Below are 21,950 nucleotides of genomic sequence, written 5' to 3'. Positions count from 1 at the left end.
CACCGCCGCGGCGCGGCGCGGGGCTCGTACGATGTCGGGGTGCGGTCAGTTGTGCCGGTTCGCGGTCATGTGCCCGGATGGGAGATCATCGTCCCGTCGCGGGCCGGCGGCCTGCCCGGGGTCGTCATGGCGGGGTTCAGCGACCGGGCCAACGAGTTCCGCGACCTCGCCCTGGTCCCGCACCCCGCGGTCACCCTGCTCTTCGACCTCGGCGACGAGCCGTTCGTCATCGAGGACGACCACGGCTCCCGGCAGCTCGGACGCGTCGTCGCCGGCCTCGCGCCCCGGCAGGTGCGGGGGAGCGGTCTGACCCGTCGGATGGAGTGCCTGCAGATCCGGTTGTCGCCGATGGCGGCGCACGCCGTCCTGGGCGCGTCCGCCGAGCTGAGCGGCACGGTGGCCGCGCTCGACGACCTCTGGGGACGCGAGGCCGAACGCGTCCAGGAGCGGCTGCGGGCCGCCCGGTCGTGGGAGGACCGGTTCGCGATCGCGCGGGACGCGCTGGCCAGGCGGGCCGACGAGGGACGGGCCGCCGATCCGGAGGTCGCCTTCTCGTGGCGGCGGATGGCGGCCAGCGGCGGGCGGGTGCCGGTCGAGCGGCTCGCCGCCGAGGCCGGTTGGAGCCGCAAGCGCCTGTGGGCCCGGTTCCGCGCCCAGGTCGGCCTCACGCCCAAGCGGGTCGCCCGGCTCATCCGCTTCGACCAGGCGGCCCACCGTCTGGCCGCCGGTGAGCGGGCCGCCCTGGTGGCGGCCGAGAGCGGTTACGCCGACCAGTCGCACCTGCACAGGGACGTCATGACCTTCGCGGGGGTGACCCCGGCCACGGTCGCGCTCTCGCCGTTCCTCGCGGTGGACGACGTCGCCTGGCCCTCGGGGCCTCCCCGCGACCTCGCCTAGCGGCTCACGCCCGGCCGCCGCCGACCAGGCGGTGGTCATCAGCATCGCGAACGTCGTGCTGATGCCGCTCTCGTTCGCCGGCAACATCTTCGTCGAGCCGGCGACGATGCCCGGCCGGCTGCGGGCCTTCGTCGAGGTCACCCCCCTCAGCCACGTCGCGACCGCCGCCCTCGCCGCGGTGTGCGGGCCGCTCGTGCTCTTCCTCTACGGCAGGCGCGGGTGAGGTGGCGGCTCCTCGTGGGCGGCTCTGGTGATCTCGTGCACGGCGACCGGGCGTCCGTGGCTCGGGACCACCGTCTCGAACGCGAACCGCAGGCCGAGCTTGTCCATCACCCGGCGGGACCGCTGGTTGTCCACGTGACGGATGCTGACGATCCGGTCGAGGCCGCACTCGGCGAACCCGAACCGCAGCAGCCGTCCGGCCGCCTCGGTGGCGTAGCCGTTGCCCCAGTGCGGTCGTCCGAGCCGCCAGCCGATCTCCACGGCGGGCAGGATCTCGGGGAGGAACGCGGGCACCGTCAGGGTGACCCAGCCGGCCGTCAGCCCGGTCTCGCGCACGACGACGGCGAGCAGGCCGTGCCCGCTTTCCTGCCATTCCCGCCGGGCGCGCGCGATCCACGCCGCCGTGCGGTCCGGGTCCGGCGGCCGGACGGAACCGTCGCCGATGTACCGCATGACCTCGGGATCGGCGTCCATGGCGGTGAAGGGGGCGAGGTCGTCGTCGTCCGGCAGACGCAGGAGCAGCCGGTCGGTCGTCATGGGGCTCATCCGGCGATGATGCCAGACCCGGGCGGCGCGGACGGTCCCGGCGCGGCCCCGCGGCGCAGGGCCCACCACGTCGCGACCGCCGCGTACGCGCCCAGCACGGCGAGCCCGGCCCACCCGGGCAGCGGGAAGTACCCCGCCGAGGGCGCGTAATGGGCAGTCACCTGCGGATACTCCACCCGCGTCTGCAGCACGGCGAAGCCCGCCGCCGGGGTCAGCCGCAGCAGCCACCCCGCGACGGCGTCGGGCAGCAGCGGGAACGCCGTCAGGCCGTACGGCAGCGCGACCAGCGCGAGCGCGACGAGGGCCGCCGTCCGGCGCAGCCAGACGCCCAGCCCGTACGCGAGGACGGCGCCGAGCGCGAGCACCAGGCCGGCGCCGGCGATCACCCGCGCCCCGCTGAGCAGCGGCAGCGGTTGCGCCGGCACGCCGTTCCCCTTCATGATCGCGATGCCCACCGGCAGGGCCACCCCCGCGGCGACCAGCCCGGTCACGAAGGCCGCCACCCCGGCGACGGCCGCGCGCGCGGCGACCACCCGCCGCGGGACCGCCTCCCGGGCGGTGCGCGAGCCGAGGCGGGCCGCCACCACGAGCACGACGGCGAGCGCGATCACCAGCCCGGCCAGGAGGTTCTCGACGACGCGCGGGGTGTCCTCGCCGAGCGGGCCGATGTCGCCGGTGCCGCTGACCGTGACGACCTCGCCCTTCCGCACGGCTCCGGAGGGATTGTGGTACTTCTCCCAGTCGGTCTGGTTCATCTGGCCGACGGGTTCACTGACCCAGCCGCCGTCGCCGCCCTCCACGGTGACGTGGTCGAAGACGCCGACGGCCTGGGTGAACCGCGACTCCTCCACCGCGCCGCCGAGGCCGGTCTCGCGGAGCGTGAGGTCGCCGGGTGAGGTGGCGAACAGGCCGACCCGCACGGTGTCCGGCAGCCCGGCCAGCGTCGCCGTGCCGACGGTGTGCCAACGCTTGCCGTCGGCGGACTCGGCGCCGGTGATGGTGTCGCCGGAGCGGGTCAGGCGCAGCCAGCGGGGGAGCCGGTCGCGGCTGCCCGCCACGTCGTGCCGGTAGTCGTACTGGAAGCGCACGCCGTGGGCGCCGGTCATGGCCAGGGCCGCGTAACGGGAGCCCTGGCGCGGGCCGTCCTTGACGATGATCCCGGCCTTCGCCCAGGGCACCAGACCGGCGACGATGCTGTCGTGGTTCGGCGGGGGGTAGGTGATCGTCCCGGTCATGGACGTCATCCGGACCGTGATGGCGCCCTGGCGGCCGAGGCCGCGGTGCAGGAACCAGAACGTGTCGCCGACGGCGGAGCCGTCGGCGGCCACGGGGATGGCGGGGCAGGGGCCGTCGCAGGAGGAACGGTTCCCGGACGCCGACAACAGGCCCAGCCCGATGACGGCGAGGACCGCGACGGCCAGGGCGGTCATACGGCCGGGACGGCGGAACGCGGCCCATTCCCGGCGGAGGAGGTCGGTGATCGACATGCCAACCGTTATAGGGATCGGCGCCTAACACGCCCCGAACGACGCCTGTCACCCCGCTGTCACCGGGCCGCCTCGCTGTCGTGGCGGCCCTTCGGGGTCCGGACGCGAAGCGGCGGTGAGCAGTCGGGCCCCGCGGCCGTCACCCCCTACGGCCTGCGGCAACGCTCTACCGCCCGGCGCCCCACCTGCTGCCGCCCCGAGAACGCGGCCTTGCTACTCCGGCCGGCGCCGCTGGTCCGTGCGGGAGTGGGTATGGCTGCTGAAGTCCTACTCGATCACGTGGGGCAGTGAGGTGCGGGGCTACCTCGACGTCTACTACAGCTCCGGCTCGGGCAAGAACTGCGCGGTCGCTCGCGCCACCAAGAACGCCGGAACGCCGCAGCACATCTCGGTGTCCATCCGCCGTTCCGGCGCCAGCACGTGGATCAAGGACAGCGGCGAGACCTGCCGGCCTCCCGAACGAGCGCGGGGTTTGAGGCCCGGCTGTCCGGGGGCCGCGGTGTTCAGCTGTGTTCGGGTTCCACCGGGAGCCACAGTTCGGCGTCGGCCTCGGTCCTGTCCGGCGACAGGTGGGTGCGCAGGATCTCGGGACCGGTGCGGGTGCGGTACGGGTTCGACGGGAACCACTCGGTGAACACGTCCCGCCACAGCTCCTGGATGGCCTGTGGCGCCGGCCCTGAAGTGGTGAAGACCGCCCACGTACCGGCCGGGACGTCCAACGTGGTCGTGCCCTCCGGAGCGGCCGCGGAAGTGATCACGCCATGGTGGTAGTCGAGTTCGGTGCCCTCGGCGCGGCTGGGGTCCATGTCGTCGCAGACCGCGACGATGCCGTGCGGCTCCTGGTCCGACAGCTTCTCCAGGCGCTCCAGAGTCTGTGCGTCGATCCCGCGGACGAAGTCCATGATCGCCTGGTTCGGGCCCGCGTGCACCAGCGGTACCCGCGTCTTGAACCCGACGACGGTGAAGTCCGCCCTGTCCACGACGCGGTACCGCATGCTGCTGCTCCCTTCGATGACGAGACGGAAGGCCATCCGGGACTGGGAGTTGAGTGCGGCGCCGGTACGCCGGGCCTCGCCTGGTCCGATGCCGTGCATGGCACGGAACGCCCGCGCGAACGCCTCACCGGAGCTGTAGCCGTAGCGCACCGCGATCTCCAGCAGCGTTTCACGCCCCGCGAGTACTTCGGCGCCCGCGAGGGTGAGCCGACGGCGCCGGACGTACTCCGACAGCGGCATGCCCGCAAGCGCGGAGAACATCCGGCGCAGGTGGTGCTCGGAGGTGGCCGCGATGCGTGCCAGCTGCTCCACGTCGATGGCCTGGTCGAGATGGCGCTCGATGTGCTCCAGGGCCTGGTTCAGCCGCTCCAGCATGGCCGGCCTCCGTCCTCGTCCCTCTTCACGGCCATCTTGCCGACGATAGTCGTGAAGCGGGTCTACCCGGCGCTGCTGTCGGCGCCGTCCCCGTCCGGACCGGGGGTGTCCCGTCCCAGGCCCCGGCGGATCGCGATCTCCACGGGCGAGTACGCACCGTCGGCCCGCTCCAGTTCGTACGGCGCGGCCGGCATCAGCGGCGGCTGGGCCATGAAGCGCGGTCGCACCCCATGGTGCGGTTGCGCGGCGTGCACCAGGAACGGATGGCACAGGAAGACGTCGCCGGGGGACCCGGTGGCGAGGGCGAGTGGCCGGTGGTCGGACGCCGCCACCACATCGGGCGCGAGGGTCAGCCCGCTCGCCCCGTCCTCTCCGTACTTCTCCAGCACCTTCGGCACGTCGAGGTGTGAGCCGACCCGGATCCGAGTCGGGGCGTCCTCCTCGCCGACCTCGCTGAACAGGAACAGCATCAACAGCGCCCGTCCCTGGGAGCGCAGATTCGTGAAGTACCAGCTCTCGCCCTCCGGCAGGTAGCTCCCCTCGATGTGCCAGCCCGCGTCGTCCGGCTCGTCCTCGTGGGGGAAGCGCAGCGGGAACGTGCCCAGCGAGTAGCGCGGCTCCCAGCGGCCCGCGCCGACGAGCAGGTCGTACGCGTGGTGCAGGAACGGGGAGTTGGGCGCGGCGGCGAACGGTCCCTGCGCCATGCCGCCCACCCAGTGCACGGGCTGAGTCCACGTCGACGGGTCGTCGGGGTCGCAGCCCGTCTCCCGCCACAGCAGCCGCGCGCAGTCTGCGGCCACGCGCGGCGCGACGGCTCCCTCCAGTTTCACGAAGCCGTCGCGGAGGAAACGGGATACCAAGGTCGTGTCATTCATGCCACCAGCCTGCGACGACACCAGCCCCGGTCGCCCGACATTTTCCGTACCACCTCTGTCGGGTATGAGGATGAGCCTGCACGGACTCGTGGGGTAGGCCAGGGCCTCCATGCGGTCCTTCAGGGAGTGCGGGGGCGGCGCAGGGTGAGGGCGACGAGCGGGCCGGCGGCGAGCAGGAGCGCGAGGGCCGCGTAACCGTAGGTGAGCGAGGCCAGGGTGGCGACGCCGGCCACGAGCAGCGGGCCGCCGGCGTCGCCCAGCTCCCGGCCGAGTTCGGCGGCGCCCATGGTCTGGCCCATGCGTTCGGCCGGGGTGCGGGCGGCGAGTGCGGCGAAACCGAGCGGGGTGATGAGCCCCGTCCCGGCCCCGATCAGCACGGCGGCCGACAGGATGCCGGCCAGGCCGGGCAGCATGGCGCAGGCCAGCCCGGCCGCGGTGACCAGCAGCCCGCCCAGCAGGCCGGTACGGGTCGACAGACGCTCTTCGTCGAGGGCCCGCCCGGCCCTGGGCTGGACCACCGCCGCGCACGCCGCCAGGACGGACACCGCCGCGCCGGTCGCGATTGTGCCCAGCTCGGCGGCCCTGCCGGACACGGGCAGGAAGCCCACGCCGACCGACAGCGCGGCGGTGGCCCCGGCCAGCGCGGCGGTCGGCGCGAGGAAGGCCGGATCGGCCAGGCGCCGCGCCAGGTCCAGCACCGTCTGGCGGACCTTGGGCAGCGGCGGCACCGCGGGCACGGCCAGCGCGGCCCACACGGCGACCGCCGCGCCCAGCACGGTCAGGACCGCGAACAGCAGCCGCAGGCCGCCGGCCCACACCAGCACGCCGCCCAGCAGCGGGCCCAGGGTGTAGCCGATCGACTTCCAGAAGCCGTAGCCGCCGAAGGCCCGGCCGAGCTTGGCGGCCGGATTGAGCCTGGCCACCAGCGCCGAGGCCGACGGTGAGAACGCCGAGGCCGCCGCTCCCTGGCCCAGGCGGGCGGCCCACAACCAGCCGGGGCTGTCGGCGACGACGTACAGGCCGGAGGCGACCGCGAACGCCACCAGCCCGCCCACCAGCACCGGACGGGCGCCTATGCGGTCGGCGAGGCTGCCGAACAGCGGCTTGAGCAGCACCTCGGCGCCGTCGTACAGGGCCAGCAGCCCGCCGAGGACGAGCAGCGAGGTGACCGCGTCCGTGGAGAACCCGCCGAGGTTGGCGGCGATGCCGTGCGCGCCGAACGCGGTGGTGAACCCGGCCGCGTACAGCGGCCACATCCGCCGGCCCGCCGCCGCGGGGGGCGTCACGCGTGCGGCCGGTCGAGTCTGGCGGCCACGGCGTCGAGGACCCATTCCAGGCCGGTCGCGAAGGACTCCTCGGCGGCCACCTCCGCGCCGTCGTGCACGAACTTGGCCAGCGTGGGGTAGCGGCCCGTGGCCAGCATCCGGCTCACGTGCGGGCCGTAGGCACGCTGCCAGTCGAGCTTGGACAGGCCCGTGGCGCGCTCGGCCCGCAGCTGCGCGATCTCGCGCCTGATCGCGCCGGTCAGGTACGCGCCGACCGTCTGCACGGCGTGCATGACGGTGTCGAGGGCGGCAAGGCCGTCGAGGGCGGCCAGCGTGCGTTCGGTCACGGCGAGGGCGTTCGGGCCCAGGCTCGGACGGCCGCCGAGCAGGTCGGCCAGCCATTCGTGGCGGAGGGCGGCCTGCCTGGTGCGCACCGCGTGGCCGCGCAGCGCCTCCCGCCAGTCGCCGGGCGGCCCGTCGGGCAGGATCTCGGCGTGGACCTCGTCCACCATGAGGTCGAACAGCTCCTCCTTGGTGGAGATGTATCCGTACAGCCGCATCGGGCCGACGTCGAGCCGGGCGGCGACCTTGCGCAACGACACCGCCTCCAGCCCGCCCTCGTCGGCCAGCGCGACGGCCGCGGCGACGATCCGCTGCCGGTCGAGCGGCGCGGGGCGGGTCGGCGGCTCCGGACGGTCCCACACAGTCATGGATACATCGTACTGTTGCGATACAGCGTCTGGCGGCAATACAGTGTATCGACATGAGACAACGTATCGCGATAGTGGGAGGCGGCCCCGCGGGCCTCACCTTCGCCCGTGTCCTGCACCGCCACGGCCACCCCGTCACCGTCTTCGAACGCGATGCCGCGCCCGACGCCCGTCCTCCGGGCGGCACGATCGACCTGCACGAAGGGATGGGCCAGCGCGCGCTGGACAAGGCGGGGTTGCTGGCCGAGTTCCAGGCGCTGTCCCGTCCCGAGGGGCAGGCCATGCGCATCCTGGCCCCCGACGGGACCGTGCTACGCGACTGGCGGCCCCGTCCGGACGACCGGGCCAATCCGGAGATCGACCGCGGGCAGCTGCGTGACCTGCTGCTCGGCCCCCTGGACGTCCGATGGGGGCACGGCGTGACGGAGGTGACGCCCGGAACGCGGGACGACGTGCTGCTGCGCTTCGCCGACGGGCGGCAGGAGACGTTCGATCTCGTGGTCGGCGCGGACGGGGCCTGGTCCCGGGTCCGCCCGGCGCTCTCCGCCGCGACGCCGCACTACACCGGCGTCACAGCGGTCGAGACCTCGCTCGACGACGTCGACACCCGTCACCCGGACCTCGCCCGGCTGATCGGCGACGGTGCCCTGGCCGTCTACGGCGTGAACCGCGCCATCGTCGCCCAGCGCAACAGCGGCGGCCACGTCAAGGTGTACGCCCAGTTCCGCGCGCCGCTGGACCGGCACTCGGACACCGGCACGGGCCCGGACGGCGTCGAAGCCGTGCGGTCCCGCCTGCTGGCGCTGTTCGAGGGCTGGGCCGACCCCGTGCTCGACCTCCTGCGCCGCGGCACCGCGTTCGCCGACCGCCCCCTCTACGTCCTGCCCGTCTCCCACACCTGGGCCCACGTCCCCGGGGTGACGCTCCTGGGGGACGCCGCCCACCTCATGCCGCCCTTGGGGGTGGGCGCGAACCTGGCGATGCTGGAGGGCGCCGAGCTCGCCGAGGCCCTGGCCGCCGGCCCCGGCGATCCGGACGAGGCCGTCCGCGCCTTCGAGGAGCGGATGTGGGAACGGGCCGGCAGGTGGGCGAAGATGACGGCGGACGGCCTGGAACGTCTCGTCGGCCCGGACCCCGCCACGGCCATCGCCGTCTTCGACGAGGTCCAGGCGTCCTGACCGGCTTGCCACCCGCCGGCCGCGTGCCCGACCTCACGGGACAGAACAGCTAGCCGACCGGCTCTCCAGCGCCGGTCCGCGGCAGCCGGTCGTACGGAACGGCGTGACGGGTCCGGCCACGGACGCCGGTGGTGGTCCTCGCGGTGAACAGCGAGTTGAGCAGCGCCTCCTCCACCGCGTCCATCACCGCCGCGAACAGCGGGTTCAGACCGGCGTCGGGCAGGCGCGGCAGCTCCGGCGACGCGGTGCTGAAGGCGATGGCGTAGTCGCCGCTCCCGTTGGAGTAAGACGCCCCGACGCGGCCCATCGCGAAGATCGCCCGGCGGGCCAGCCGGGCGAGCTGACGCGCGTCGAGCGGCGCGTCGGTGGCCACCACGATCATGCAGGAGTTTCCGACGGGCTCCTCGCCGGCGGCCCCCGGGACGAGCTCCTCGACCGGCATCGGGACGCCGCCCACGGTCAGCACGCCGCCGAAGTTCGCCTGGACGAGCGCCCCGACCGTCACCGCGGCCCCCTCGGCCACCGGCCGCCGGGACGAGGTGCCGATGCCCGCCTTGTAGCCCAGCGCCGTCGTCCCGGTGCCCGCGCCCACGCACCCTTCGGCGGGCAGCCCGCCGGACGCACCCTCCAGCGCGTCGAGCACGTGCCGTTCGGTGATCGGGCGGCGCCGGATGTCGGACAGGAAGCCGTCGTTGGTCTCGCCCACGACCGGGTTGAAGGAGATGCCCTCCGGGCTGCGGTCCATCAGGTAGGTGAGCAGCGCGTCCGCCGCCCGGAACGCCGACAGCGTGGCGGTCAGCACGACGGGCGACTCCAGCACGCCGAGCTCGTCGATCTGGGTGGAGCCGACCAGTTTGCCGTATCCGTTGCCGGCGTACACGGCCGCGGGCAGCGCCCGCCCTTCGGCGGTGAGCTGACGGGGGACGACGGCGGTGACCCCGGTGTGCAGGTCGGCGCCGTCGTCGAGGGTGGTGTGGCCGACCAGGACGCCTTCGACGTCGGTGATCGCGTTCAACGGCCCGGTCGGCAGTGCGCCGACGACGACGCCCAGTTCGCGCGCCCGCGCGCGTCCCCTCGTGGCTGCGGTGAGGTGATTGTCCATAATGTTCCCATTCTCGGGGCTCCGCTCCGCCGACGCGTGCCCTGCGGTCGCCGTCAGTTCGAAGAGCCTCAGATGGTCAGGGTCACGTTGATCACGACGGCGACGACGACGATCGCCAGCAGGATCCAGGGCCACTGCCGCTTCTGCTTCGGCGGGGTCCAACGGGGTTCGGTCATGTCGATCTCCTTGTCAGCCACGGCCGCTGAGGGCCTGGACGGGACGCGTTCGCAGGGCGATCCGCGCGGGGACGAGCACCGACAGCACGCCGAGCGCCGAGGTGGCGCCGACCACTGCCAGGTAGGTCACGGGCTGGACGGCGGGCAGCGGCAGCCCGGTCAGGCCGTAGGCGATCATCGTCAGCGGCAGGAGCGGCGCGGCGGTCCCGATGCCGACCGCGAGCAGGACGGTCAGCGCCGACTCGGCGCGCAGCATCCGCATGACCTGGCCGCGGCTGCCCCCGGCCAGGCGGAGCAGCGCGAACTCCCTGGTCCGCTCGGTCACCGCCAGGGTCAGGGCGTTGGCCACCGACACCGCCAGATATCCGAAGACCAGCAGCAGTGGCAGCAGCCCGCCGAGCATCGCGGCGGCCTCGCCCTCCTCCTGGGCGGCCCGCATGGCCGCGCCGTCGCTGACCACCAGCCCCGGATGCGCCCGGACGAGCGCGCCCAGGTCGGCCGACGGGTCGGCGCGCACGAGGACGGCGTCGTCACGACTCGCCGGCACCACCGAGCGGGGCAGCGTGAGGTCGCCGAAGCCCGAGCCGCGGCGGTAGATGGCCACCACTTGTGGCCGGTACGGCGTTCCGTCCCCCAGGTACAGGGTGAGCGTCGAACCGACCTTCGCCGACAGCGTGCCCGCGGCGGCCCGGCTGATCGCCACCGTGCCGGGACGCAGCCCGGCCGTCGACCCGGCCTCCACCCCCAGGTCGACAGTGCCGGCGAGCCCTGCCGGATCGACGGCCTGCGCCTGGTAGTCGAGCACTTCGGGGCTGTCGAGCAGGCGGATCACGGCGTAGACGCGGGTCCGCACGATCGGCGTGACCGTCCGTACCCCGGGCAGTCCGGCGGCATCCGCGCGCACGCCGGGCGGCAGGCCCCACTCGCCGCCGGTGAGCGTGTGCGTGGCCAGTGTGCCTCCTTCCAGATCGCGCCGGGCCGCGGCGGCGGTCGTGGCCGGCAGGCCGATCTGCAGGAGCGCGAAGCCGATCGCGAGAACCATGGGCGAGACCGTCGCGGCCAGCCGCCGTGAGTGGGCGAGGCTGTTGGCCACGGCCAGATGGCCCTCCGCCCCGTACCTCCGGCGCAGCCGCCCGGCGAGCATCCTGGTCCCCAGCCGCACGATGGGTGGCCCGAGCACGCTCAACCCGATGATCACGATCAGGCCGCCGCTGGCGGCGAGCGCCACCGCGAACACGCTGCTCCACCACAGCGGCGCCGACGTCCCCGCGACACCGGTGGTCAGCAGCAGCACGCCCGAGGCGAGCCGGACCGCCGGCAACCGGGACGGCTCCACCGACACCTCGGTCAGCGCCTGCGCGGGCAGCGGCCGCAGCACCCGGCGGCCGACCGCCCAGGCGGCGGCCTGCGAGAGGAGCAGGCAGACGGCGACCGCGGCCACCATCGGGACGGGCCCCACCGAGATCTCGAAGTCGGCGGGCGCCAGGCCCACCAGGCGCAGCGCGTCGAGCAGCAGCGCGGCCAGCAGGCCGCCGGGCAGACAGCCGGACAGGCCCGCGAGCAGCGCGACGGCGGCGGTCTCGGCGGCGATCATCCTGGTGACGTGCCGCGAGCTCGCGCCGACCGCCCGCAGCAGCGCGATCTGGCGTCGCCTGCGGTGCGCGGTGAGCGAGAGCGCGCCGGTCAGCACCAGGCCGGCGATCACGACCACGCTGCCGATCAGCGAGGCGGCCAGCTCCTGGAGGTCGGAGCGCGCCTTCCGCACGTCGCCGAACTCGGCCCGGCCGCGCGCCTCTCCCGTGGCGATGGTGACGGAGTCGCCGAGCGCCTCCTTGAGACGTCCGGCCAGTTCCTCCGGGTCGATGCCGGGCCGGGCCAGCACGCCGATGGCGTCGAGCGCCCGCGGCCCGCCGTACAGGCGGGTGGCCTCCTCGTCGGGGAAGAGCACCAGCGGGCGGCGCAGTTCGCCGCGGACGACACCGGCCACGCGGTAGGCGGCGGCGGGAGCCGTACCGGCGACGACGGTGACGCGATCGCCCGGCCGCAGCCCGGCGGAGGCGTCCACGACGACTTCGCCGGGGCCGGGGGCGTGCCCGGCGGCGAGGGCGAACGGGGCCAGCGGCGCGGTGGACCAGCCGTGGCCGGTGGCGGCCGGCGAGCCGTCGCCGATGACGAGATCGACGGGGAAGCCGCGGTCGGGGACGGCGGCGCGCACGCCCGGCACCGCGGCCACCCGTTCGAGCAGGGCACTCGGCAGGGTCGTGGGCTCGGTCACCGGCTCGGTCTCGCTCTCCCCGCCGATCGTCACCTGCACCGAGTCGGGGCCGCTCACCACGACGTCGGCGGCGGCGTACCGCTCGGCCGGGACCCCGGCGGCCAGGCCCGACTGCAGGATCAGCCCGCAGGCGGTCAGCAGCGCCGAGGCGGCGAACAGGGCGGCGAACGCGCCGGCCAGGCCCGCCTTGTCGGCTTTGAGGAGCTTCCAGATCAGGTCGATCATGACGCGCCCAGTTGCGTCATGCGCTCGGCCACCCGCTCCGGCGTGGGCCGCAGCGCCTGGCCCGCCAGCCGCCCGTCGGCCAGGAAGACCACGCGGTGGGCGTAGGAGGCGGCGACCGGGTCGTGGGTGACCATGACGAGGGTCTGTCCGGCCTCGTCCACCAGTTCGCGCAGCAACGTCAGCACCTCGCGGGCGGTCCGCGTGTCCAGCGCGCCGGTGGGCTCGTCGGCGAAGACCACCTCGGGATCGGTGATCAGCGCCCTGGCCAGCGCCACCCGCTGCTGCTGGCCGCCGGACAGCTCGGCCGGGCGGTGGCCCAGCCGCGCGCCGAGCCCCACCCTGGACGCGATGGCCATGAGTCTCGCCTCGTCCACCGGGCGGCCGGCCAGGCGCAGCGGCAGGGTGACGTTGTCGGCGACGTCGAGCGCCTGCAGCAGGTTGTAGGCCTGGAAGACGAAGCCGATCCGCTCCCGGCGCAGCGCGGCCAGGCCCGGCTCGTCCAGCGCCGTCACGTCCACGCCGCCCAGGAGCACCCGGCCGGAGCTCGGCGTGTCCAGCCCGGCCGCGCAGTGCAGCAACGTGCTCTTGCCCGAGCCCGACGGGCCCATCATCGCGACGAACTCGCCGTCGGCGATCTCCAGCGTGACCCCGTCGAGCGCGGTCACCTTCCCGTACGTCTTGTGGAGCTCCTCCACCCGAACCGCCAACGCAGCCCCCCATCGATCTCTCCTGGACCGCACCAAACGTAGGAGCGAGAGGTGAGGGGGTGACATCCCACCGATGGGCGTCTTGATGGTGGTGCGGGCACCACCATGCAGAATGTCGGCCATGAACGTCCTGACGGCCACGCGGAAGGCCGCGCTCTTCCTGATCCTCGGGTCCGGCGCCGCGCTGCTCGCACTGCCGCTGTTCTGGCTGGTCGTCTGCGTCGCGCTGCTGAGCCTGGCCGGGGTCGGCCTGCCCCTGATCCCGCCGGTGACGCGTCTGGTCAGGCGGCTGGCCGGGTGGCAGCGCCGCCGTCTGGGGGTGCCGGCTCCGCCGTACCTGCCGCTTGAGGGGCCGCTGCCGGTACGCGTGCGCGCGGCCGTGGGCGACCCCGCCACGCCACGGGAGGTGCTCTGGCTCCTCGCGCACGGCCTCACCGGCGTCGTCCTCGGCTTCCTGGCGCTCGGCCTGCCCCTGGCCGGGCTCAACGCGGCCACCCTGCCGCTGTGGTGGCGGCTCACGCCGGGCAGCCCGCCGTCGGTGCTCGGCTACGCCATCGACTCCTGGCCGCTGGCGCTGACCGGCCCGTTCGTCGCCGCGGGCTATCTGGGCGTGGCCTGCCTGGTCCTGCCGGCCGCCGCCGCCCTGTCCGGACGGCTCAGCCGCCGCCTGCTCGAACCCGTGGGCCGGGTACGGCTGGCGCAGCAGGTGGCGATGCTGACCGCGGCCAGGGCCTCGGCGCTCGAAGCCCACGCGCAGGAGCTCAGGCGCATCGAGCGCACGCTCCACGACGGCACGCAGAACCGCCTGGTCGCCGTCGTCATGCACCTCGGCATGCTCGAACGTGCCCTGACCGCCGCTCCCGACGGCACCCGGCAGCTGGCCGTACGCGCCCATGAGGCCGCCTCCGACGCCCTGGTCAACCTGCGTGACGCCATCCGGGCCATCCATCCGCCCGTCCTCACCGAACACGGGCTCGACGGCGCGCTCACCGCGCTGGCCGCGCGCAGCCCCGTCCCCTGCGCCGTCGAGATCGCCGACTTCCCCCGCCTGCCCGCGGCCGTCGAGGCGGCCGCCTACTTCACCGTCGCCGAAGCGCTCACCAACGTCGCCAAGCACAGCCGCGCCGATAAGGCGGCGGTGCGCGTGCACCTGGACGGCGGCCTGCTGACCGTGGAGATCGAGGACGACGGCGTGGGCGGCGCCGAGAGCGGCGCCGGCAGCGGCCTGACCGGAATCGACCACCGAGCCGCCGCCTTCGGCGGCCGGAGCACCCTGACGAGCCCGCCCGGCGGGCCGACCCTGTTGAAAGTGGAGTTGCCATGCGGGTTGTGATCGCCGAGGACGACGCGCTGCTGCGCGAAGGGCTGGCGCTGCTGCTGGCCGCCGAGGGCGTCGAGGTGCCGGCCGCCGTCGACAACGCCGCCGACCTGCTCGCCGCCGTCGCGGCCGAGGAGCCCGACGCGCTGATCGTGGACGTGCGGCTGCCGCCGGACTTCCGCGACGAGGGCCTGCGCGCGGCGATCGAAGCCAGGCGGACGCGGCCCGGGCTGCCCGTCCTGGTGCTGTCCTCCTACGTCGAGGACACCTACGCCTCCGCCCTGCTCAGCGAGGGTGGCGTGGGCGTCGGCTACCTGTTGAAGGAGCGCGTCGGCAAGGTGCAGTCCTTCCTGGACGCGTTGTACCGGGTGGCCGGGGGCGGGACCGCGATCGACCCCGAGGTGATCGCCCAGCTCCTGGTCCGCCGCCGGGCCGGTGATCCCCTCCACGCGTTGACCGCCCGGGAGCGGGAGGTGCTCGCGCTCATGGCCGAGGGCTTGTCCAACACCGACCTCAGCGAGCGGCTGGTGATCAGTGAGGGGGCGGTCAACAAGCACATCAGGAACATCTTCGCCAAGCTGGGCCTGCAACCCTCCGAAAGCGGCCACCGCAGGGTCCTGGCGGTGCTCGCCTACCTCAGAGCCTGACCCGCGGCCGGCTGTCGTCCGGCGCAGAGGGCGGTGTCGAGGGTGGAGTCGAGCTGCTTGTCGCCCTCCGCCGTGAGGGACTTCTCGGTCGCGGTGACGGTGGCCGCCCGGCCGCCCTCGGTGACGCCGCCGCGGGTCGAGTACCCGCCGACGTCGCCGCTGTGCCCCCAGGCCAGGCCGCCGCAGCTCAGCCGGATCTTCGTCAGGCCGAGCCCGTAACCCCACCCGCGCGGGGCCCCGGGCACCGGGACGGTCCGCTTCATCTGGGCCAGCATGGCGGGCTTGAGCAGCCTGCCGCCCAGCAGCGCGCCCAGGAACCGGTTGACGTCCCGCGGCGTGCTGACCAGCTGCCCGGCCGCCCATCCCCGCGACGGGTCCATCTCGGACGCGTCCACCGGCTCGCCACCCGGCCTGCCGGTCCTGGACTTGTAGGCCCTGGGGTGGGCGCCCCGGATCCGCTGCTCGCCGGCATCGGGCCAGTAGGTGTCATCGAGTCCCAGCGGCGTGATGATCCGGTCGGTGATCTCCACGCCGATCGGCCGGCCCGTGACCCGCTGCACCAGCAGTCCGAGCAGGACGTACCCGGTGTTGCTGTAGCTCCAGCCCTTGCCGGGGGCGAACAGCGGCTTCTGCGCCAGCGCCAGGTCGACCAACTCCCTGGGCTCGAAGTAGCGGTGCTGGTTGTCGAAGAACGTCCCCGCGATGGCCCTGCCGTGGTCGGGCAGGCCCGAGGTGTGCTGGAGCAAGCGGCGGACGGTGATCAGGCGGCCGTCGTGCCCGTTGCCGCGCACCAGCCGCGGCAGGTAGGTCTCGACCGGCGCGTCCAGCCCCACCTTGCCCTCGCCGGCCAGTTGCAGCACGACCGTGGCGGTGAAGGTCTTGGTGATGCTGGCGATGCGTACCCACCCGTTGACCGGGACCTTCGCCCGCGTGGCCAGGTCGCCGACGCCTGCGGTGTAGTCCCGGCCGCGCCCGCCGGGCTCCCGCACCGCGGCCAGCGCGCCGGCGAACTCGCCGCCGCCGACCAGCTCGTTCAGCGCCGTCCGTACGGCGTCGCCCGGACGGCCCCGCGGAGCGACGTCGGCGGACGCCGGGCTCGCAGCCCCCAGCGCGAGGGCAAGCACGGCGGCGACGCCGCGGACGGTGACGGCAGGATGGTGGGACATGGGGAAACTCCCTTGATGACGTGGTCGCGATGTCGTCCAGCATGTCGGCGCGGCCGGCTCGCGATCGATCCCACGCGTGGGTGTCTTCGCACTACAGCCGGCGCCACCACCGCCCCGGGCCGCGCCGTCAGAGCAGGGTGCCGCCCGAGGCGTCCAGCCAGTGGCCGGTCACCCAGCGGCTGTCGTCGCCGGCCAGGAAGGCCACCGCGTCGGCCACGTCCGCGGGGGTGCCCACGCGGCCCATGGGGGACAGCGACGACAACCAGGTCAGCGCCTCCCCGACGAGTCTGCCCTGGTGCATGTCGGTGTCGATGACGCCGGGCGCCACGGTGTTGACGGTGATCCCGCGCGGCCCGAGCTGCTTGGCCAGCGTCGAGGTGAGCACGTCGAGCGCGCTCTTGGACATGGCGTAGCTGATCGCCGTCGGCATCGCCGAGCCGCGGGTCAGCATCGTGGAGACGTTGACGATCCGGCCGCCGTCACGCAGGCGGGGGAGTGCGAGCTGGGTGACGAAGAACGGGGCGGTGGCGTTGACCGCGAAGAGCCGTTCGAACTGCCGTCTGGTGACGTGCTCGATGCCGGGCTCGTCGTTCAGGATGCCGGCGTTGTTGACCAGGATGTCCAGCCCGTCGGCGTGGGCGTCGAAGGCGGCCCACAGGCGTTCGGCGTCGCCGGGCGCGCCCAGCTCGGCCCGCAGGGCGAACGCCTGCCCGCCCGCCGCCTCGACCGCGGTGACGGTCTGCGCGGCGGCCTGGTCGTTGCCGCCGTAGTGGACGGCTACGCGCGCGCCGTCGGCGGCCAGGCGCTGGGCGATGGCCCGGCCGATGCCTCTGCTCGCGCCGGTGACGAGCGCGGTCCTGCCATGGAGGTTGCTCATGATGTGTTCCTGTCGATCGGGGACGAGTCACCCGAAGGCCGCGGGCGGGCGGCAGGCGTGCCGCTCGACGCCCGCAGGGCGATCAAGGGGACTGGAGGAAGTCCAGGGTGGCCAGCTCGTTCACGGTGGTCTGCAGCTGGTCGATGCGGGCCCGGCCGATCCGGACCAGCTCCTCGCCCGCGGCGATCCACTGGTCGAGGTCGCGGGACAGGGGAGGGATGCCGGAGAGGATGTCGGCGCTCTCCTTGAGGGTGATGCCGACCCGCTGCGCGGCGAGGGCGAGCTTGATCCGGCAGACCGCGTCGACGGTGAAGCGGCGGGCGTTGCCGCTGTTGCGATGGCCGGTGATCACGCCGTAGCGCTCGTAGAAGCGGACGGCGTTGGGCGTCACCCCGGCGGCCCTGGCCACCTGCCCGACCGTGAGCGAGGCCGGGATCGTCTCGGAGCCGGGACGGTCGGTGACGGTCATGGCGCGCCCACCGTCCTCTCAGCCGACTCCCGCCGGCCCGGTGTCGCCGAGTGCCGGGCCGGAGAGCGCAATCGTACGACGAGGGCCAGCGACATCACGACGAGGGCCGCTGCCTGGGTCAGCCGCAGGGCGTCGGTGACGGTGACCGCCTGCGCCGCCCTGCCCGCCGCGTCCATGGCGGCCAGGGCCGCGAGCGACGCGCCGCCGGTCATCGCGGCGGTCAGCGCCGTGAACAGCGCGCCGACCGCCACGGTGCCCATGCCGTTGGCGACCGTGCTCACCAGCGACAACAGCGCGGAACCCGAGGCCAGGTCGGGGCCGTGGAGATTCCGGCTGGAACCGGACATGGTCGGCATCATGATCGCGCCGGTGCCCGCTCCCTGGAGCAGCGCGAGCAGGCCGAGCACCGGGTACGGGGTGTCCGGCGCGAGGATGATCACCTGGACCACGCCGGACGCGATCGCGAGCCCGAGCCCGGTGCCGACGACCCGCCGGGGGCCGAGCCGTTCCAGCAGCCGGGCCGCGACCTGCAGGCTGAGGCCCATGCCGACCGCGCCGGGGACCATCAGCGCCGCCGTGACCGAGGCGCTGTCGAGACGCAGCGTCTGGACGTAGGTGGGCATCAGCAGAGCCGAGCCGAAGTAGGGGGCGGCGTACAGGGCGAGCACCGCGGCGCCCCGGCCGAACGTCGGATCGCCCAGCAGCCGGATCCGCAGCAGCGGTTCCGGACGGCTCAGCGCCCGGGCGCAGAAGGCCGCGACCAGCACCGCGCCGATGGCCACCGCAGCGATCCGCGTCCAGGCGGGGCTGTCCTGGGCGCTGATGCCGTACGCCACCGCGACGATGCCGGGCACCAGCAGGATCGCCCCCACCAGGTCCGGCCGGACCCGCCGGCCGCCCGCGGGGCCGGCCGGCAACCAGGCCGGCGCGCCCGCGGCGGTCAGCAGCGCCAGCGGCACGGTGACGTAGAACAGCGCGCGCCAGGAGCCGGCGCCCAGGAACGCCGCGCCGAGCAGCGGGCCCAGGATCGGCCCGACCAGCATCGGCACCCCGGTGACCGCCGTCATCCGGCTGCGGCGTTCGGGCGCGACCGCGCCGAACCCGATCGCCATCCCCAGCGGCGCCAGCAGGCCGCCGCTGAGGCCCTGCGCCGCCCGCGCGGCGATCAGCCCGTCCAGGCCGCCGGCCGCGCCGGCGGCGGCGGAGGCGACCGCGAAGCCGACCAGCGCCGCCAGGTACACGCGCCGCGCGCCCCAGCGCGCGGCCAGCCCGGCGGCCAGCGGCATCGTCGCCACCATCCCGAGCGCGTACGCGGTGATGACCCATTGCACGGAGCTCAGCGACGCCCCGAACGCCGCCATCAGCGCGGGCAGCGCCACCACGACGATCGTGGCGTCCAGCACCGCGAGCAGCCCGCCGGCCATCAGGACGACCGCGGCGCGCAGCTCCGGCCCGGTCAGCCTGCTCACCGCCGACCGGCCAGGTCCGTGACGCGGACGGAACGCAGTGCCCGCGCCCACGTGCGCAGCTCGCCCATCGTCGTGTGCAGCGCCTGCGTCGTGCCCGGCGGGGGAACGAAGCGGCCGCCGGCGTCCAGGTGCTCCCACGCCATCGGGATCAGCACCGACTCGCGGACCGTGGCGGCCCGCAGCTCGGGGAAGACCATGCGCAGCTGCGCCACGGCCCTGATGCCGCCGGAGGCGCCGTACCCGACGAACGCGACCGGCTTGTACGCCCACTCGGTGAAGTGCCAGTCGATCGCGTTCTTCACGGCGGCGGGGAAACTGTGGTTGTACTCGGGGACGAGGAACACGAACCCGTCGGCGCCGGCGAGCGCGTCGCTGATCGGGGACGCGGCCCCTCCGCCGGGCTGCAGCTCGTGCATCGGCAGCGAGACCGCGGCCAGGTCGATCATGTCGAGGTCGAGCCAGTCGATGGTGCTGAGCTCGTGCTCCAGCCAGGCGGCGAGCGGGTCGGCCATTCTGGGCCTGCGCACGCTCCCGATCACCACGGCGATCCGGAGGCGGCTGTCGGCGTTGGTTTCCGTCATGGCATGGACGCTAGGAGTTCGCCTATGGGCGAACTCAAGTCGCCGGAACCTGCGCCTTTCCGGCGTCCGGCATAGTTCCGGGACGCCCGCTCGTCCTTGGTGGATGACTTGAGGAGGAGGACGGGTGGATCCAGGCTTCGAGGCGGTTCTGCGGCAGTTCGTCATCGACCGGTCGGGGGCGCTGTTCCGCGTACCACGAGCAGGTGAGCCGGTGGCGCCGGTCGCGGGTCGTGGAGATGAGCACGGACGAGCGGCTCAACCGGCCCGGCGACGGGCACGCCGACGCGGGTCTCCGGCCTGTTCGACGAGCTCGCCCGCGTGACCGGCAGGCCCGCGGAGTCGTTCGCCAAGGCCGCCGGGGACGGCCGGGCGCTCGGCCTGCCCCCGTACGCGAAGGGCGGGCTGGAGGGCTTCGCCTTCCCCGGCACGTACCGGTTCGCCGCCTCCGCCGCCCCGGCCGAGATCCTCGGCGAGATGGTGGCCCGCGTCCTGCACAACCGGCTGGCCCGCGGCATGTCGCTGCAGGTCGACAGCTCCGTCCGCTACGCGCTCGGCAGGCGTCGCGGGCCCGTCACGGTCGAGGACGTGCGGGTGCGTTCGCCGTGCAACACCTACCGTCACAAGGGCCTGCCGCCTGGGCCGGTCGCCAACCCCGGCGCTGCCGCGCTCAGGGCCGCCCTCCACCCGGCCGCGGGCTCCTGGCTGTACTTCGTGCTCACCGACCCGAAACGCGGCACCCTGACCTTCGCCACGACCGAAAAGGAGTACACCGAACTGGCCGAACGCGCCCGGAAGCCCGGCCACCGAGGATGAGCGCCCGTTCGTCTAGTGTGCGTCGTCGGGGGGCGCGGCGCGCATCAGCAGGTGGCCGCGGCGGAAGCGTTCGTCCTCCAGCGGCTCGCGCAGCATCCGGCCCACCTCGGCGAACCCCTCCTTGCGGGCCAGGTCGGCCAGTTCGTCGATCGGCCACCGGTAGGCCGGCGTGACCTTGTGGTCGAACTCCGTCACCGGGTCGCCCTCGGACTCGAAGAAGGCGACCAGGAAGTGGCCGCCGGGGGCCAGCACCCGGCGGAACTCGGCGAAGTACGGCGGCAGTTCCGCCGGCGGCACGTGGATCATGGAATACCAGGAGATCAGGCCGCCCAGCTCGCCGTCAGCCACGTCGAGGGCGTCCATCGAGCCGAGTTCGAAACGCAGGCCGGGATAGTCCCTGCGGGCGATGTCGAGCAGCGCGGGGGACAGGTCGACGCCGGACGCGTCCAGGCCGAGGTCACGCAGGTGGGCCGTCATGTAGCCGGGGCCGCACCCGGCCTCGACCACGGGCCGGGGCCCGGCGGCCCGGACGAGTTCGGCGAACGCGGCGACCAGCGCCCGGTCCAGCGGCAGGCGGTCGAGTGAGTCGCGGGCGAGGTCGGCGTACAGGTCGGCGACGGCGTCGTAGGCGCGCGCCGTCGCCGTGAGGTAGGAGGAGTCGGCCATGGCGGACGACTGTAGCCCATCGGCTCGGGTACCGCCGAGCCGTCGACGCCGCGACGGGCCGCCCGTTCTCGCGTATGCTGTGAACAAAAATCCAAACTGTTCATACGGATACAGTCGGCCGGCGCGGCCACGGAAGGGATCCCCCATGCTGAACGACCTGCCGTACCTGTCGGCCGGCGAAGGGCCGCCCCTGATCGTCCTGATCTACACCCCGCAGGCGGCCAACCCCACGGGCATGACGCGCTGGTCCACGATGCGGCTGATCCGGCCGTTCACCCGGGACTTCACCGTGTACGTCGTCAACCGCCCGCCCGGGCTGCCCTCCACCACGACAATGGCCGACCTCGCCGCGATCTTCGCCCAGGCGATCAGGGGCGCGTTCGACGGACCGGTCAACGTGCTGGCCCTGTCCACCGGCGGATCCATCGCCCTGCAACTGGCCGCCGACCATCCCGGCCTGGTCGACCGGCTCGTCCTGGCGGGCACGGCCTGCACCCTCGGCCCGGCCGGCCGGCGGGCCCAGCGCGGCTACATCGAACGGGCCCGCCAGGGCAGGCGGCCGAGCCCCGCGCTGGCCGAGATCGTCACCGAGTCGGCCCTCGGCCGCGTCCTGCTCAGGGGCCTGCTGTGGCTGTCGGACGGCGGGCGCGCCGGCCACGCCGACGCCGTCACCGTGCTCAACGCCGAGGACGGCTTCGACCTGCGCGGCCGGCTGTCCGAGATCAAGGCGGCCACCCTGCTGATCCAGGGCGGCGACGACCTGGTCTACCCGCTGGACCTGGCCCGGCAGACGGTCGAGGGCATCCCCGACGCCCAGCTCGTCGTCTACCCCGGCCGCAGCCACAGCGGCACGTTCACCGACAGGAGATTCGCCCCCGACGCCCTCGCCTTCCTGACCGACGGCTGAGG

Annotated in this window: 22 protein-coding genes; 7 read left to right on the top strand and 15 right to left on the bottom strand. The window is 74.1% G+C overall.

What is annotated here, in order from left to right; translation table 11 throughout:
- The first annotated feature begins 39 nt into the window (after positions 1–39).
- On the top strand, positions 40–897 hold the full coding sequence (locus AB0J46_RS25350; protein WP_364336007.1) for a helix-turn-helix domain-containing protein: 858 nt from the start codon (positions 40–42) through the stop codon (positions 895–897).
- 31 nt (positions 898–928) lie between these two features.
- Positions 929–1,120 carry a hypothetical protein gene (locus AB0J46_RS25345; protein WP_364336005.1) on the top strand — a complete coding sequence of 64 codons (192 nt, stop codon included), beginning with the start codon at positions 929–931 and terminating at the stop codon, positions 1,118–1,120.
- On the opposite strand, the gene AB0J46_RS25340 is transcribed toward AB0J46_RS25345, so the two are convergent.
- The 6 genes from AB0J46_RS25340 to AB0J46_RS25315 all read right to left on the bottom strand — a co-directional run bounded on the left by AB0J46_RS25340 (position 1,102) and on the right by AB0J46_RS25315 (position 7,372).
- Positions 1,102–1,665, bottom strand: coding sequence for a GNAT family N-acetyltransferase (locus AB0J46_RS25340; RefSeq protein WP_364336003.1), 564 nt, complete (start codon positions 1,663–1,665; stop codon positions 1,102–1,104). The two genes, AB0J46_RS25345 and AB0J46_RS25340, sit on opposite strands and share 19 nt — an antisense overlap.
- Complete coding sequence (locus AB0J46_RS25335) at positions 1,662–3,152, bottom strand: hypothetical protein (protein WP_364336001.1); 1,491 nt, start codon at positions 3,150–3,152, stop codon at positions 1,662–1,664. Before AB0J46_RS25335 ends, AB0J46_RS25340 begins: the two co-directional genes overlap by 4 nt.
- 503 nt (positions 3,153–3,655) lie before the next feature.
- Complete coding sequence (locus AB0J46_RS25330; protein WP_364336000.1) at positions 3,656–4,522, bottom strand: AraC family transcriptional regulator; 867 nt, start codon at positions 4,520–4,522, stop codon at positions 3,656–3,658.
- A 62-nt stretch (positions 4,523–4,584) separates the two neighbouring features.
- The gene (locus AB0J46_RS25325) at positions 4,585–5,397 is read right to left on the bottom strand and encodes a phytanoyl-CoA dioxygenase family protein (protein ID WP_364335999.1); all 813 of its coding nucleotides are present in this window, start codon (positions 5,395–5,397) and stop codon (positions 4,585–4,587) included.
- Between the two features lie 119 nt (positions 5,398–5,516).
- Positions 5,517–6,683, bottom strand: coding sequence for an MFS transporter (locus AB0J46_RS25320; protein ID WP_364335997.1), 1,167 nt, complete (start codon positions 6,681–6,683; stop codon positions 5,517–5,519).
- Positions 6,680–7,372 carry a TetR/AcrR family transcriptional regulator C-terminal domain-containing protein gene (locus AB0J46_RS25315; protein ID WP_364335995.1) on the bottom strand — a complete coding sequence of 231 codons (693 nt, stop codon included), beginning with the start codon at positions 7,370–7,372 and terminating at the stop codon, positions 6,680–6,682. The genes AB0J46_RS25320 and AB0J46_RS25315 overlap by 4 nt, the downstream gene beginning before the upstream one ends.
- A gap of 53 nt (positions 7,373–7,425) precedes the next feature.
- Here AB0J46_RS25315 and AB0J46_RS25310 point away from each other — a divergent pair, with 53 nt between their 5' ends.
- Entirely contained in the window at positions 7,426–8,550 is a 1,125-nt protein-coding gene (locus AB0J46_RS25310) for an NAD(P)/FAD-dependent oxidoreductase (protein WP_364335993.1), read from the top strand.
- A 49-nt stretch (positions 8,551–8,599) separates the two neighbouring features.
- Here the strand turns inward: AB0J46_RS25310 and AB0J46_RS25305 are convergent, their stop codons facing one another.
- The 3 genes from AB0J46_RS25305 to AB0J46_RS25295 form a co-directional block, all read right to left on the bottom strand.
- Complete coding sequence (locus tag AB0J46_RS25305) at positions 8,600–9,652, bottom strand: P1 family peptidase (RefSeq protein WP_364335991.1); 1,053 nt, start codon at positions 9,650–9,652, stop codon at positions 8,600–8,602.
- A gap of 189 nt (positions 9,653–9,841) precedes the next feature.
- Positions 9,842–12,328 (bottom strand): ABC transporter permease, encoded by a 2,487-nt coding sequence (locus tag AB0J46_RS25300; protein ID WP_364335989.1) that lies wholly within the window; start codon positions 12,326–12,328, stop codon positions 9,842–9,844.
- Entirely contained in the window at positions 12,325–13,035 is a 711-nt protein-coding gene (locus tag AB0J46_RS25295; protein ID WP_364335987.1) for an ABC transporter ATP-binding protein, read from the bottom strand. The genes AB0J46_RS25300 and AB0J46_RS25295 overlap by 4 nt, the downstream gene beginning before the upstream one ends.
- Before the next feature lie 121 nt (positions 13,036–13,156).
- Between AB0J46_RS25295 and AB0J46_RS25290 the strand changes: the two genes are divergently transcribed.
- Together AB0J46_RS25290 and AB0J46_RS25285 are read left to right on the top strand one after the other, a co-directional pair.
- Entirely contained in the window at positions 13,157–14,368 is a 1,212-nt protein-coding gene (locus AB0J46_RS25290; protein WP_364335985.1) for a sensor domain-containing protein, read from the top strand.
- Positions 14,356–15,000 carry a response regulator transcription factor gene (locus tag AB0J46_RS25285; RefSeq protein WP_364335983.1) on the top strand — a complete coding sequence of 215 codons (645 nt, stop codon included), beginning with the start codon at positions 14,356–14,358 and terminating at the stop codon, positions 14,998–15,000. The genes AB0J46_RS25290 and AB0J46_RS25285 overlap by 13 nt, the downstream gene beginning before the upstream one ends.
- Here the strand turns inward: AB0J46_RS25285 and AB0J46_RS25280 are convergent.
- The 5 genes from AB0J46_RS25280 to AB0J46_RS25260 form a co-directional block, all read right to left on the bottom strand.
- Positions 14,985–16,166: a serine hydrolase domain-containing protein gene (locus AB0J46_RS25280; RefSeq protein ID WP_364335981.1), complete on the bottom strand. Its 1,182-nt coding sequence runs from the start codon at positions 16,164–16,166 to the stop codon at positions 14,985–14,987. The genes AB0J46_RS25285 and AB0J46_RS25280 overlap by 16 nt on opposite strands.
- Before the next feature lie 127 nt (positions 16,167–16,293).
- Positions 16,294–17,043, bottom strand: coding sequence for an SDR family oxidoreductase (locus AB0J46_RS25275; protein WP_364335979.1), 750 nt, complete (start codon positions 17,041–17,043; stop codon positions 16,294–16,296).
- Positions 17,044–17,125: 82 nt separating this feature from the next.
- The gene (locus tag AB0J46_RS25270) at positions 17,126–17,512 is read right to left on the bottom strand and encodes a MerR family transcriptional regulator (RefSeq protein WP_364335977.1); all 387 of its coding nucleotides are present in this window, start codon (positions 17,510–17,512) and stop codon (positions 17,126–17,128) included.
- A complete protein-coding gene (locus AB0J46_RS25265) occupies positions 17,509–18,981 on the bottom strand; it encodes a DHA2 family efflux MFS transporter permease subunit (RefSeq protein WP_364335975.1) in 1,473 nt (490 codons plus the stop codon). The genes AB0J46_RS25270 and AB0J46_RS25265 overlap by 4 nt, the downstream gene beginning before the upstream one ends.
- Positions 18,978–19,562 carry an NAD(P)H-dependent oxidoreductase gene (locus tag AB0J46_RS25260; RefSeq protein WP_364335973.1) on the bottom strand — a complete coding sequence of 195 codons (585 nt, stop codon included), beginning with the start codon at positions 19,560–19,562 and terminating at the stop codon, positions 18,978–18,980. The genes AB0J46_RS25265 and AB0J46_RS25260 overlap by 4 nt, the downstream gene beginning before the upstream one ends.
- A gap of 318 nt (positions 19,563–19,880) precedes the next feature.
- Here AB0J46_RS25260 and AB0J46_RS25255 point away from each other — a divergent pair, with 318 nt between their 5' ends.
- Positions 19,881–20,375: an endolytic transglycosylase MltG gene (locus tag AB0J46_RS25255; protein WP_364335971.1), complete on the top strand. Its 495-nt coding sequence runs from the start codon at positions 19,881–19,883 to the stop codon at positions 20,373–20,375.
- Between the two features lie 12 nt (positions 20,376–20,387).
- Here the strand turns inward: AB0J46_RS25255 and AB0J46_RS25250 are convergent, their stop codons facing one another.
- Positions 20,388–21,041, bottom strand: a complete 654-nt coding sequence (locus AB0J46_RS25250) for a class I SAM-dependent methyltransferase (protein WP_364335969.1) — start codon at positions 21,039–21,041, stop codon at positions 20,388–20,390.
- A 145-nt stretch (positions 21,042–21,186) separates the two neighbouring features.
- Here AB0J46_RS25250 and AB0J46_RS25245 point away from each other — a divergent pair, with 145 nt between their 5' ends.
- Positions 21,187–21,948, top strand: a complete 762-nt coding sequence (locus tag AB0J46_RS25245; protein WP_364335967.1) for an alpha/beta hydrolase — start codon at positions 21,187–21,189, stop codon at positions 21,946–21,948.
- Positions 21,949–21,950 lie beyond the last annotated feature (2 nt).

The organism is Nonomuraea sp. NPDC049758 (genome assembly GCF_040674635.1).
Classification (GTDB): domain Bacteria; phylum Actinomycetota; class Actinomycetes; order Streptosporangiales; family Streptosporangiaceae; genus Nonomuraea.
The sequence above is the reverse complement of the archived record's forward strand: the minus strand, read 5'-3'. Positions and strand labels throughout refer to the sequence as shown.

What these genes read in the sequence shown, in the direction of transcription:
- AB0J46_RS25310 (WP_364335993.1), top strand. Translation starts at nt 7,426, where the DNA reads ATGAGACAACGTATCGCGATAGTGGGAGGCGGCCCCGCGGGCCTCACC.
- AB0J46_RS25245 (WP_364335967.1), top strand. Translation starts at nt 21,187, where the DNA reads ATGCTGAACGACCTGCCGTACCTGTCGGCCGGCGAAGGGCCGCCCCTG.
- AB0J46_RS25305 (WP_364335991.1), bottom strand. Translation starts at nt 9,652, where the DNA reads ATGGACAATCACCTCACCGCAGCCACGAGGGGACGCGCGCGGGCGCGC.
- AB0J46_RS25290 (WP_364335985.1), top strand. Translation starts at nt 13,157, where the DNA reads ATGAACGTCCTGACGGCCACGCGGAAGGCCGCGCTCTTCCTGATCCTC.
- AB0J46_RS25300 (WP_364335989.1), bottom strand. Translation starts at nt 12,328, where the DNA reads ATGATCGACCTGATCTGGAAGCTCCTCAAAGCCGACAAGGCGGGCCTG.
- AB0J46_RS25280 (WP_364335981.1), bottom strand. Translation starts at nt 16,166, where the DNA reads ATGTCCCACCATCCTGCCGTCACCGTCCGCGGCGTCGCCGCCGTGCTT.
- AB0J46_RS25335 (WP_364336001.1), bottom strand. Translation starts at nt 3,152, where the DNA reads ATGTCGATCACCGACCTCCTCCGCCGGGAATGGGCCGCGTTCCGCCGT.
- AB0J46_RS25260 (WP_364335973.1), bottom strand. Translation starts at nt 19,562, where the DNA reads ATGACGGAAACCAACGCCGACAGCCGCCTCCGGATCGCCGTGGTGATC.
- AB0J46_RS25330 (WP_364336000.1), bottom strand. Translation starts at nt 4,522, where the DNA reads ATGCTGGAGCGGCTGAACCAGGCCCTGGAGCACATCGAGCGCCATCTC.
- AB0J46_RS25315 (WP_364335995.1), bottom strand. Translation starts at nt 7,372, where the DNA reads ATGACTGTGTGGGACCGTCCGGAGCCGCCGACCCGCCCCGCGCCGCTC.
- AB0J46_RS25285 (WP_364335983.1), top strand. Translation starts at nt 14,356, where the DNA reads ATGCGGGTTGTGATCGCCGAGGACGACGCGCTGCTGCGCGAAGGGCTG.
- AB0J46_RS25250 (WP_364335969.1), bottom strand. Translation starts at nt 21,041, where the DNA reads ATGGCCGACTCCTCCTACCTCACGGCGACGGCGCGCGCCTACGACGCC.
- AB0J46_RS25275 (WP_364335979.1), bottom strand. Translation starts at nt 17,043, where the DNA reads ATGAGCAACCTCCATGGCAGGACCGCGCTCGTCACCGGCGCGAGCAGA.
- AB0J46_RS25340 (WP_364336003.1), bottom strand. Translation starts at nt 1,665, where the DNA reads ATGAGCCCCATGACGACCGACCGGCTGCTCCTGCGTCTGCCGGACGAC.
- AB0J46_RS25325 (WP_364335999.1), bottom strand. Translation starts at nt 5,397, where the DNA reads ATGAATGACACGACCTTGGTATCCCGTTTCCTCCGCGACGGCTTCGTG.
- AB0J46_RS25270 (WP_364335977.1), bottom strand. Translation starts at nt 17,512, where the DNA reads ATGACCGTCACCGACCGTCCCGGCTCCGAGACGATCCCGGCCTCGCTC.